This window comes from Micromonospora sp. CV4 (assembly GCF_003667455.1).
Classification (GTDB): domain Bacteria; phylum Actinomycetota; class Actinomycetes; order Mycobacteriales; family Micromonosporaceae; genus Micromonospora.
Genome location: NZ_RCVI01000408.1, coordinates 1 through 11343, shown reverse-complemented (window position 1 = coordinate 11343; position 11343 = coordinate 1). Strand labels below are relative to the sequence as shown.

The 11343-nt window shown below is 73.9% G+C and carries 10 protein-coding genes; 3 read left to right on the top strand and 7 right to left on the bottom strand.

Annotated features, from left to right (window positions below; all coding sequences use genetic code 11):
• The first annotated feature begins 66 nt into the window (after window positions 1-66).
• Both EAD98_RS28475 and EAD98_RS28470 read left to right on the top strand, forming a co-directional pair.
• Complete coding sequence (locus EAD98_RS28475; RefSeq protein WP_199723595.1) at window positions 67-1305, top strand: ROK family transcriptional regulator; 1239 nt, start codon at window positions 67-69, stop codon at window positions 1303-1305.
• A 111-nt stretch (window positions 1306-1416) separates the two neighbouring features.
• On the top strand, window positions 1417-3084 hold the full coding sequence (locus tag EAD98_RS28470) for a PP2C family protein-serine/threonine phosphatase (protein ID WP_199723594.1): 1668 nt from the start codon (window positions 1417-1419) through the stop codon (window positions 3082-3084).
• A 60-nt stretch (window positions 3085-3144) separates the two neighbouring features.
• On the opposite strand, the gene EAD98_RS28465 is transcribed toward EAD98_RS28470, so the two are convergent.
• Window positions 3145-3786 (bottom strand): MarR family winged helix-turn-helix transcriptional regulator, encoded by a 642-nt coding sequence (locus EAD98_RS28465; protein ID WP_233584012.1) that lies wholly within the window; start codon window positions 3784-3786, stop codon window positions 3145-3147.
• Window positions 3787-3844: 58 nt separating this feature from the next.
• Between EAD98_RS28465 and EAD98_RS28460 the strand changes: the two genes are divergently transcribed.
• Complete coding sequence (locus EAD98_RS28460; protein ID WP_121657043.1) at window positions 3845-5014, top strand: PP2C family protein-serine/threonine phosphatase; 1170 nt, start codon at window positions 3845-3847, stop codon at window positions 5012-5014.
• Here the strand turns inward: EAD98_RS28460 and EAD98_RS28455 are convergent.
• The 6 genes from EAD98_RS28455 to EAD98_RS28430 form a co-directional block, all read right to left on the bottom strand.
• On the bottom strand, window positions 5008-6477 hold the full coding sequence (locus tag EAD98_RS28455; RefSeq protein ID WP_233579211.1) for a sugar transferase: 1470 nt from the start codon (window positions 6475-6477) through the stop codon (window positions 5008-5010). The two genes, EAD98_RS28460 and EAD98_RS28455, sit on opposite strands and share 7 nt — an antisense overlap.
• Before the next feature lie 234 nt (window positions 6478-6711).
• The gene (locus EAD98_RS28450; RefSeq protein ID WP_121657042.1) at window positions 6712-8469 is read right to left on the bottom strand and encodes a substrate-binding domain-containing protein; all 1758 of its coding nucleotides are present in this window, start codon (window positions 8467-8469) and stop codon (window positions 6712-6714) included.
• Between the two features lie 131 nt (window positions 8470-8600).
• Window positions 8601-9671 (bottom strand): lactonase family protein, encoded by a 1071-nt coding sequence (locus EAD98_RS28445; protein WP_199723593.1) that lies wholly within the window; start codon window positions 9669-9671, stop codon window positions 8601-8603.
• 138 nt (window positions 9672-9809) lie between these two features.
• Complete coding sequence (locus EAD98_RS28440) at window positions 9810-10412, bottom strand: ATP/GTP-binding protein (RefSeq protein WP_089019271.1); 603 nt, start codon at window positions 10410-10412, stop codon at window positions 9810-9812.
• The gene (locus EAD98_RS28435; protein WP_121657041.1) at window positions 10393-10782 is read right to left on the bottom strand and encodes a DUF742 domain-containing protein; all 390 of its coding nucleotides are present in this window, start codon (window positions 10780-10782) and stop codon (window positions 10393-10395) included. The genes EAD98_RS28440 and EAD98_RS28435 overlap by 20 nt, the downstream gene beginning before the upstream one ends.
• Window positions 10772-11194 (bottom strand): roadblock/LC7 domain-containing protein, encoded by a 423-nt coding sequence (locus tag EAD98_RS28430; protein WP_121657037.1) that lies wholly within the window; start codon window positions 11192-11194, stop codon window positions 10772-10774. Before EAD98_RS28430 ends, EAD98_RS28435 begins: the two co-directional genes overlap by 11 nt.
• Between the last annotated feature and the right edge of the window lie 149 nt (window positions 11195-11343).

The window sequence follows — 11343 nt, the reverse complement described above, 5'->3', positions numbered from 1 at the left end:
GGGTGGGGTCGTCCACTATTTGTTCAACGATTGAATTATTTGCGCGGCCTATGGCACTGTCAAGGGGTGAGCCCCACCAACGCCCCGGCCGGCGCGGTCCGACAGGGCAGCCTCCGCGAGCTCAACCTCGCCCTGGTGCTCGGCCGGATCGCCGCCGCCGACCGTCCCCCGTCCCGGGCCGACCTGGCCACAGCGACCGGCCTGACCCGTGCCACCGTGTCCGCGGTGGTCGAGGACCTGCTCGCCGGCCAGCTGGTCGACGAGGCCGACCCGGCGCCCCGAGCCGGCGCCGGCCGCCCGGCCCGGGGTCTGGTGCTGGCCGACCAGGGGCCGGCCGGGCTCGGCCTGGAGATCAACGTCGACTACCTGGCGGTCTGCGTCGTGGATCTCGCCGGCCAGGTCCGGCACCGCACCGTGCACCGGGCCGACCTGCGCCCGGTCGCCCCCGCCGAGGCACTCGCCCGACTGGTCGCGATGGCCGGGCAGGCCCGCGCGGACGCCGCCCGGCAGGGCCTCACCCTGGCCGGAGCGGCGCTCGCCGTGCCGGGCCTGGTGGACGGCGCCGGGCTGGTCCGGCTCGCGCCGAACCTCGGCTGGCACGACGTGCCGGTGCCGGCGCTGCTCGCCGGGCACCCCCCGTTGACCGAGCAGGTGCCCGGCGTACCGGCGCTGGTGGTGGACAACGAGGCCAACCTCGCCGCGCTCGGCGAGCTGCACCCCCGCCCGCCCGGCCCGGCCAGCTTCCTGCACATCTCCGGCGAGGTCGGCATCGGCGCCGGCATCGTGCTGAACGGAGCGCTGTTCCGCGGCGTGCGCGGGTGGAGCGGCGAGATCGGGCACCTCCCGGTCCACCCGCAGGGCCGTCCGTGCCGCTGTGGCGGGCAGGGCTGCCTGGAGCAGTACGCCGGCCAGGAGGCGATCGTGGCCGCCGCCGGGCTGGCCCGGGCGGAACTTCCCGCGGACACCGCGACCGCACGGCTGGCCGAGCTGGCCGAGGCCGGTGACGCCGGCGCGCTGCGGGCGCTGCACGACGCCGGGACGGCGCTCGGTGTCGCGGTGGCCGGCGTGGTCAACCTGCTGGACCTGGACACCGTCGTGCTCGGCGGCGGGTACGCCCCGCTGGCGCCCTGGCTGTGCCCCCCGGTGCTCGCCGAGATCGCCGGCCGGGTGCTCACCGCCGCGTGGTCGCCGGTCACGGTCCGACCGGCGACGCTCGGCGCGGAGGCCGCCGCGGTGGGTTCGGCCGGCTCGGTGGTTCGTCAGATCGTCGCCCGACCCGCCGGCTGGCTGGCCCGCTCCGGCTGACCGGGCGTCCGTCGCAGGGGCTCGCTACGCTTGCTCTCAGGCAACGATCCCGGGCGAGGAGTCCACGAACAGCATGCGCACGACAGGTCAGACGCGGGCCGGCGTCGGGCGGTGACCACGACCCGACGGGGCGGCATGGCCGGTCCGGTCAGCGGTGATGGAGTCTCCTCCCGCCCGCCGACGGGGCAGCCCACCCACCACCCGCTCCCGGCCGACCCCCGGCTGGCCCGCGAGTTGCTCGACGGGCTCGCCGAGGCCGTGCTGACGACCGACGAGGCGGGCCGGGTGACCCTGGTCAACGCCATGGCGGCGGAGCTGCTCCCGGAGATCACCGCCGGCACCGAGCTGTCCCGGTGCCCGGTGCGAGCGCTGGCCCGGGCGGTCGCCGGCGACGCCGAGTGCTTCGACGTCGAGCATCGCGGCCGGCGACTGCGCGGCGTGCGACGGCGGCTCGCCGGCGCGCGGTACGCCTGGTACGTCCGGGACGTCACCGAGGAACACGCCCGCACCGACGCGCTGCTGGCCGAACGCTCCCGCACCGCCTTCCTCGCCCAGGCCGGCAGCCGGCTGGGGCGCTCCCTGCACCGGGACCAGACGCTGCGGGCCACCGCGACCCTCGCCGTGCCGTACCTGGCCGACGCCGCCGTGGTGCTGCACCGCCCGCCGGCGCCGGCCGATCAGCGCCCCCGCTGGATCCGGTACGCCGAGAGCGACCCGACGCCCGCCACCGGGCTGGCCGGGCCGGGGCTGACCGACACCGTGCCCGGGCTGACCGAGGCGCTGGCCGGCGAGCTCACCGAGCCGAGGCTGGACACCGAGCTCGCCGACCTGTCCTCCGTGCTGCCGCCCGGGTTCGGCCGACCGGGCGCGGCGCTGGTCAGCCCGATCCGCAGTGCCGGCGGCCCGTTCGGGGCCCTGCTGCTGATCCGCCGCGCCGGGCGGGCCGGCTTCGACCCACGCGACATCGAGCTGGCCCGCGAGTTCGGCGCCCGGGCCGGTGCCGCGCTGGCCACCGCCGAGCTGCACGGCGAGCAGGCTCACCTGGCCCGGGTTCTGCAGGCCAGCCTGCTGCCGCCGGAGCTGCCCCCGGTGCCCGGGGTGAGCCTGGCCGGCGGTTACCGGGCGGCCGGGGACACCCTGCGCATCGGCGGTGACTTCTACGAGGTCTTCCCCCACCGCACCGGCGCCCTGTTCGCGCTCGGCGACGTGTGCGGCAAGGGCGTCGGCGCGGCCGTGCTGACCGGCCGGGTCCGCCAGTCGTTGCAGACGCTCCGGCTGGTCGAGCAACGCCCGCTGGAGCTGATCGGGCTGCTCGACCGGGCGCTGTTCGACGCGCCGGACGCGGCGCGGCGCAGCCAGTTCACCACCCTGCTGCTCGGCTCGCTGGAGCGCGGGCCGGCCGGGGTGGACGTCCGGATCGCCGGCGGGGGTCACCCGGCGCCACTGCTGGTCACTCCCGGCGGCGCGGTCACCCCGGTCCCGGTCGGCGGGATGCCGGTCGGCGCGCTGGCCGCCGCCCGGTTCGCCGAGACGCGGGTGCACCTCGACCCGGGCGACCTGCTGCTCGCGTACACCGACGGGGTGACCGGGGCGCGCGGCGGCCCGCGCGAGGTGGAGGTGTTCGGCGAGGAGCGGCTACGCGCGGCGGTCGCCTCGGCCGCCGGGCTGCCACCGGCCGCGCTGGTCGACCGGCTGCTCCAGTTGGTCGACGAATGGCAGGGCGGGCAGGCCCACGACGACATCGCGATGCTGGCCGTGTGCGCGGCGCCCCCGGCGTGACCGGCAGCGGCGGCCCCGACGGCTCGACGTGGGTGCGAGGCGCGCGGTCCGACCGGTGGGTCAGGCGCTCCGTGCCACCGGAGGTTCCCCGGTCGCCGACTCCCGGGCCGTGCCCACCGTCCGTTGGGCGTCACCCGACGCGCCCGTCCACGCGGCCCGTCCCGGCCGCTCCGGCTCGTCCGACCAGTCGCCTGCCCGCCCGGTGGGGCGGTCCAGGTCGTCCGGCCCGCCCGGCGGCGACGTCTGCGCCTGCTGCCGGCGGGCGGTCTCGTCGAATTCCCGCATCCCGTCCAGCAGCGCCGTGCGACCGGCGGGGCTCATCCCGGCCAGCACCACGGCGAGTTGCGCCTGGCGGTCGGCACGCAGCTCGGCGAGGAGCCGGCGGGCCTCCGGTGTGAGGTGCAGAGCGATCTCCCGCCGGTCGAAACGGCCCGGCTCACGCTCCAGCATTCCGGCGGCGACCAGCCGGTCACAGAGCCGGCTGGCGGAGCTGAGCAGCATGCCGAGTCGGGAGGCGAGCCGACGCAGGTTGATCCCGTCGTACTGCTCCACCACCATCACAGCGCGTAGCTGCGCTCCGGACACCCGGTTGGCCGTCCCCTCCCGGGTCGACTCCCATACGGTCAACAGGGCAGCCGCCGCCGCATCCAACGCGGCAGCCATACTCGTCTCGGGGTCCGGCGGACCGTGCAGTTCGGCCATGGTGGCCCGAGACTACTCCGAACCCACTGGTGGTCGAGCTTTGATCAAGGGAGTGGTGATGAGCGAACCGGTCAATCGGGCACGACGTACCCTGAACGAGACACCCGCCGACCGCCTCGTCGGCGGTGTCGGCGACGTTCTTGCCCGGTCGTACGGGATCACCGAGACGGAGCTGTACCAGGTCGACTACCGGCTCTCGGAGCTGTTGCCCCTCACCGAGGGTGATCGTGACCCCGTCACCGGTCCGGGGCACCCCGCCTGGCGCGCCTTCGACCACCAGTCGCCGGTGGTCGACGACGGCACCGCCTGGCTCCCCGTCAGCATGCGCGGCGAGCGCCGGGGCGTGCTGCGACTGGCGCCGGTCCCGGACGGCCCGGCCCTCCTCGGCGAGCTGGCCGACATCGCCACCGCGCTCGCGCACGAGCTGGCCGCCGTCTCCGCGGGCACCGACGTCTACCGCGCGGCGCGGCGCAGCCAGCGGCTCACCCTGGCCGCGGAGATGCAGTGGGACCTGCTGCCGGGACGCAGCCGGATCCGGCCCTCGTTCAGCCTGGCCGGGCAGTTGGAGCCGGCGTACACGGTGCGCGGCGACAGCTTCGACTGGTCCGACGACGGGCAACGGCTCTGGTTGTCCACCATCAACGGCACCGGCGAGGGTGTCGCGGCCTCCCTGCTCACCTCACTGGCCACCCACGCGCTCCGCAACGCCCGCCGGGCCGGGCTCCGCCTGGCCGACCAGGCCGCCCTCGCCGACCAGGCGCTCTACGACGAGTACCGGGGTGAACGGCACCTCTCCGCGCTGCTGATGGAGCTGGACCTGCGCTCGGGGGTGCTGACGGTGGTCGACGCCGGCTCGCCCCGCCTGGTTCTGCTGCGCGAGGGAAAGGTCACCGAGCAGCCTCTGGAGGCGCAGTTCCCGCTCGGCATGTTCGAGGCGACCGACTATCGCGAGCAGCGGTTCCCGCTGGAGCGCGGCGACCGGATCTTCGTGCTCAGCGACGGCGTGGTGGAGGCCACCGGGCAGCACACGCGCTACGGCGAGACGGCGCTGGACCGGTTCCTGCGACGGACCGGCCCGATGGAGTCGCTGGACGCCGTCCGGTCGCTGATCGGTGACCTGCGCGCGTTCGTCGCCGGTGACCTGGTCGACGACGCAGTGGTGGTCTGCCTGGACTGGACCGGCCCGCAGCCGCTACCGGCCGAGACGACAGGGGGCCGTGATCAGTAGGCGCCGCGACTGTTGAGCACCGCGCCGAAGGTCTTCCAGAGGATGGTGAGGTCGGCGGCGAGGGACCAGTTCTCCACGTAGTAGAGATCGAGCCGGATGCCGTCCTCCCAGCTCAGGTCGGACCGGCCGCTGACCTGCCACAGGCCGGTCATACCGGGCTTGACCAGCAGCCGCCGGGCCACGTCGCCGTCGTAGCGGGCCACCTCGGAGGGCAGCGGCGGGCGCGGCCCGACCAGGCTCATCTGGCCCAGCAGCACGTTGACCAGTTGTGGCAGCTCGTCGAGCGACCACTTGCGCAGCAACCGGCCGACCCGGGTGACCCGTGGGTCGTCGCGCATCTTGAACATCAGGCCGTCGGTCTCGTTGCGGGCGGCCAGTTCGGCGAGCAGCGCGTCGGCGTTCACCACCATGGTCCGGAACTTGTACACGCCGAACTCCTGCCCGCCCCGACCGACCCGGGTCTGCCGGAACAGCACCGGGCCCCGGCTGTCCAGCTTGATGGCCAACGCGATGAACACGATCAGCGGCAGCAGCAACGCGAGCGCCAGCGACGAGACGGACCGGTCGACGAAGCCCTTGACCAGCTTCCGTGCGCCGCGGAACTCGGGTGCCTCGACGTGGATCAGCGGCAGCCCGGCGACCGGGCGGGTGTGGATCCGCGGGCCGGCCACGTCCGTCAGCGCGGGCGCCACGACCAGGTCGACGCCGGTCCCCTCCAGCTGCCAGCCGAGCCGGCGCAACCGGGCGGCGGTCAGCTCGCCGGAGGCCGTGACGGCGACCGTGTCCGCGCCGATCGCGGTGGCGGCCTCCGGGATGCCGCGGAACGATCCGACCACCGGCACGTCGCCCAACCGCTGCGCCACCGGCGCCAGCAGCGCGTCCGGGATGCACGCGCCGACCACGTGATAGCCGGCGTACGGCTCCCGACGCAACGTGTGCACCAGCTCCAGCACGTGCGCGGTGTCGCCGACCACCAGCACCTTGCGGGACCAACCGGCACCACGTGAGCGGGCCCGGTGCAGACGCTTGCGGGCGGCGAAGCGGGCGACTTCCAGCCCGAGGGTGCCCACCGCGAAGGTGATGCCGAGGAAGCCTCGGGAGACGCCGACGTCGGCGATGTACCCGGCGATCGCGATCGCGCCGGCCAGCCGCAGGCTGGCCGAGCTGACCCGCCGGTACTCGTCCGCCCCGTAACCGATGACCCGGTCGTCGTAGCAGCCGAGTGCCTTGAGCGAGACCAGCCAGGCCAGCACCAGCCCCGGCGCCACCAGCACGTACGGGATCTTCGAGCCGCTGGGCTCGTCGTCGCCGAACCGGGCCACGTATCCGACGAGCAGCGCGAGGATGAGGACGGTGGTGTCCAGCACCACCAGCACCCGGATGTAGGACCGTTCGTCGGCGCGTGTCACCAGCCCGGCCGGACGGCCGCCTGACTTCCCCGACCTGCTCGCGGGGGTCGACAGTGTCGCTGCGGTCACCGGCCCTCCCACTCTGACCAGGACGGCCCCGGCCGACGGGTCGGACCGGAGGCGGACCGACGATGCCGGAACACGTCGCCATCCTGCCCTGACAACTATGACCGCCGATTACTTCCGACGTATTGCCGTCACTTTTCTTCAACCATCAGGGACTGCTGAGAAAGAGCCCGCCGTACCGGATCGGCGGTACGACGGACTCCTTCGTGGCTGTGCCTCGAATCAGCGCGGCGCGGGCGGGCGGAGCGCGATGGCGTTGAGGAAGATGTTGCCGATCTCGCTCGGGTCCTTGGTGACGAAGCTGCCGCCACCGGTCACCTTCGTGATCGACTCCAGCTCGGCCTTGCTGACGCTCTCGCCGATACCGATCATGACCACCTGGACCGGCCGCTCCGGGTCGGCGATCTGCTTCAGCTTGGCGAGCAACTGGGCCTGGCTCATGCCGTCGGCGTCCTCGTTCTTGCCGTCGGTGAACAGCACGATCGAGTTGACCCGGCCGGGTTGCCAGTTCTCCTGCACCGCCTGGTACGCCGCCAGCGTGGTGTCGTAGAGGCCGGTGCCGCCGTCGGAGGGCTTGATGCCGCCGAGCGCGCCCTCCAACTGGGCCCGCTGGGCGGAGAGCGGGCCGATGGGGATCAGCTGGCGGTAGTCCCGGTTGCCGACCAGCTTGGTGGAGAAGGTCCACAGGCCGATCGACCAGGAGTCGTCGAAGAGGCCGAGGCCGCGGCGTGCCGCGTCCACGGTGACCTCCTCCCGGCTGCGGTTGTTGGCGCTGGGCACCTTCTCCTTCATCGAGCCGGAGACGTCGATGACGGCCAGCATCCGGCCGGACTGGGTGGCGATCGACCAGCTGGAGACGACCCGCTGTATCGCGGCCGGGTCGAGGCCACCCGCGGCGGTGCCTCCGGTGGCCGGCGCGGTCGAGGCGCCACCGGCCGGGCTCGGCGCGCCCTGCGGCGCCTTGAAGCCGGCGCCCCAGTTGCCGTCCGGCGCGCGCAGCGACTGCGCCGCCAGCCGGTCGCGGAACTTGCTGGTGGTGAGCACCTCGAACAACACCCGGGCCGCCGAGGCCTTGGTCGGCTCGATGCCGGGCAGCACCGCGTACGGGTAGTCCAGCGGCATCGGCGCCGGCTCCATGTAGAGCGCGGCGAGCCGTACCGGCGGCTCCTTGCTGTTGTAGGCGATCACGTCCTCTTCGGACAGTGCCGCCGCGCCGAGGCCGCTGGCGATGGACGTCGGGTCCTTGGCGGTCGGGAACCGGGCCAGCAGGTCGTTGCGGAGCGAGGAACGCCCCGTGGCCAGGGCCCGCAGGGCGCCGACGGTGTTGCGTTGAGCGTCGCCACCGGCGGCGCTGGCCGCCGCGGTCAGCGAGAGCAGGCCGGACAGGCCGGCCGCGTCCCGGGTCGGCTCGACGATTCCGGTGCGGAGCGGGGTGCCCGGGTTGTTGACCTGCTTGAACAGGTCCGTCCAGGTGAACTTCTTCTTGGGCCAGCCCAGCCGGCCGGCCACCGGCTCGGGCATCGCCACGACGACGGGACTGCGCGCGATGGAGGCGCTGTTGGTCGGAGCGAACGCCGTGGCGTCCTTCTTCAACCGCAGCAGCCAGGTCGAGGAGTCCGGCACCCAGACGTCCGGGGTGACGGCGGTGCCGCTGGCCTGCCCGACGCCGGCCAGGACCGCACCGTGTTTGGCCGCCACCACGGCGGCCACGTCGACCGGGTCGGACGCGGAGACGTCCACCCGGATGCAGGTGGGGCCTACCGCGGCGCCCTCCTTGACCCATTGCGACGCGGCGGCGTCCACCGCCGGCGCGAGCTCGGAGGCGACTGCCACGGCGAGCCGAATCTCCCCCGAACAGCTGGGCTCGATCAGCTCCCGATAGCCGAACCAGACGCCGGTCGTGACGACGAGCACCGTCGCCGTAGCGGCGGCGGCGGCTAGATGAAGTTTCGAACGCATGCGATGGCGGCCTGCTGACACGGTGACCATCTTGCGTACAAGGTGCCTTCTCTGCCACATCCGTTCGGACGAAAGTTACGGAGGAGAAACAGTTGATCGCTGTTTAGCAACGGAGAGTCACGAGACGGACCCACGGTGTTGCCAAACCGGTGTCACCCTCGCGTCTCGCCCCTCGGCTGCGCGGCCCACGGCAGCACGCAGGTCGGGCTCGGCACCGGCACGGGCTCACCGATCGGCGCCGGTACGCCGGTGCCGGCGTCCCGCCCGAAGACCCGCACCATGTCCGCCCGCTCGTCGGCGACGTAGAGGTGCTCCCCGATCAGCGCGAAGTGCCGGGGCCACTCGCCGCCGGTGTCCACTTCGGCCACCAGCTCGGGCAGCTCACCGGCCAGGTCGAAGACGGCGATGGTGCCCACACCCCGGTTGGCGACGTAGAGGAACCGGCCGTCCGGGGCGACCGCGACCTCCGACGGCTGGACATGGCCGGCCCGCTCGCTCGCCTCGATCCGACCACGTTGGTGCAGCGCACCGTCGTCGGTCAGCTCGTACGCGGTGACCGAGGCGTCCAGCTCGCCGACGAGATAGCAGCGCCGCCCGTCGGGGTGGCGGGCCAGGTGCCGGGGCCCCACGCCCGGCGCCGTGCGGATCCGGGGACCACGTGGCACCAGCCGCCCGCTCGCGCCGTCCAGGTCGTACCGGTAGACCGAGTCGGTGCCGAGGTCGACCGCGAGCAGCGGCCCTCGGCCCGGCCCCGGCGAGACCATGTGGGTGTGCGCCCGCTCCTGGCGCTCCGGGTCGGGGCCGTGCCCCTCGTGCACCACCAGGTCGGTGCGCTCACCGGGCACGCCCCGCGCGTCGAGCGGGAAGACCGCGACGCTGCCGCCGCCGTAGTTGGCCGCCACCAGGTGGCCGCCGTCGGGCAGCACCGCGAGATGGCAGGGCTCCGCCCCGCCGGTCGACCAGGTGCCGAGCGGATCCAGCGCGCCGTCGGGGCCGACCTGCCAGGCGCTGACCTCCCCGTCCGTCAGCTCGTTGACCGCGTAGAGCACCGGCTGCGTGGGGTGCCGGGCCAGGAACGAGGGCGACGGGGTGGTCGCCACCGTGCCGAGCGGGGTCAGCGCCCCGGTGGCCGGGTCACGGCGGGCGGCGACGATGCCGCTGCCCCGCCCGCCGCTCTGCGCGGTGTAACCCCCGATGTGGACGACCTCGACCTGACCACTCACGTCCAACCCCTCCGCCGGCATCCTGCGTCGATCCAACCAGAGGCTGCCCGCGACGCCGGTCCGTTAACCCGCTTTCCGGGCCCGGATCGGCGCCGCCGAGGCCCAGCCGCTGCCGCCCGGCAGTCGGCGACCGACGACTCAGGCGGCCGGCACGGGCTCGCCGCGTTGCCGGGCCACGTGCTCGACCAGGGAGATCAACACCAGTTTGCCGGACTGCCGGTCCCGCGCGTCGCACAGCACCATCGGCACGTCCGGGTCGAGGTCGAGCGCCCGGCGTACGGTCTCCAGGTTGAACCGCCGGGAGTCGTCGAAGCAGTTCACGCCCACCACGAACGGGATGCCCCGCTGCTCGAAGTAGTCGATGGACGGGAAGCAGTCGGCCAGCCGCCGGGTGTCGGCGAGCACCACCGCGCCGAGCGCGCCGAAGGCCAGCTCGTCCCAGAGGAACCAGAACCGGTCCTGGCCGGGAGTGCCGAACAGGTAGACCTGGAGGTCGTCGTTGATGGTGATCCGGCCGAAGTCCATCGCCACCGTGGTGGTCGACTTCCCCTCCACCCCGGAGATGTCGTCGGTGCCGATCCCGGCGCCCGTCAGCACCTCCTCGGTCTGCAACGGCCGGACCTCGCTCAGCGCGCTCACCAGCGTCGTCTTACCGGCCCCGAAGCCTCCGGCGATGAGGATCTTCAGTGCCAGCGGGATGGTGGTCCCGGAGCCCGCATGGTCATAGCGCACGAAGTCCACTGACCACCGCCTTGAGGATGTCGTTGTCGGGAACGCGGCCGGCGCCCGGCGGCTCGTGCACCGCGACCAGGCCCCGGGCGAGGAGGTCACCGAGCAGCACCCGGACCACCCCGACCGCCAGGTCCAGTTCGGCCGCCAGCTCGGCCACCGACACCGGCCGGTGGGCCAGCGCGACCAGCCGCCGGTGCTCCGGGAGCAGCCGCGGGTCGGCCGCCGGGTCGAGATCCGACCCGGCCAGTACAAACGCGACGAGGTCGAACCCATCGACGGCGGAGCGTACCCGGCCGCCGGTGAGGGTGTACGGGCGCACTACCGGGCCGGCGTCGCCGTCCAGCCACTCGTGCTGCGGCCCGGGCGGCTCAGCTCGCATCACCGGCACCCGCCGACGGTCGGGCCGCCGCGGTGAGGTTCTCCCCAACCCGGATCACCAGCATCGCCATCTCGTACGCGACCAGGCCGATGTCCGCGTCGGCGTCGCTCACCACGGCCAGGCAGGCGCCCTGCCCGGCGGCGGTGACGAAGAGGTACGCCGACTCCATCTCCACCACGGTCTGCCGGACCGGGCCACCGTCCACGTGCCGGCTCGCGCCCCGAGCCAGGCTGGAGAAGCCGGCGGCGAGGGCGCAGAGGTGCTCGGCGTCGGAACGCTCCAGCTCGGCCGAGGAGCCGAGCAGCAGCCCGTCCGCGGAGAGCACCACCGCCTCCCGGGCCGCCGGTACCCGTTCCACCAACTCGTCGAGCAGCCAGTCGAGGCCGGCGCTCTGCTTCGTCGAATGCGGCACTAGGCGTCCCTCTCAGTCGCGGTCAGGGGTTCGGTGGTCTCCGCGGGCGCGGGTGCGGCGGCCGGGGCGGGCCCCGGGTCGGCGGTCGGGCCCGCGCCGGCCTGGCTGGCGCGGTCTCCTGGCGCTAGCGGCGCCGGAGAGGCAGAGGC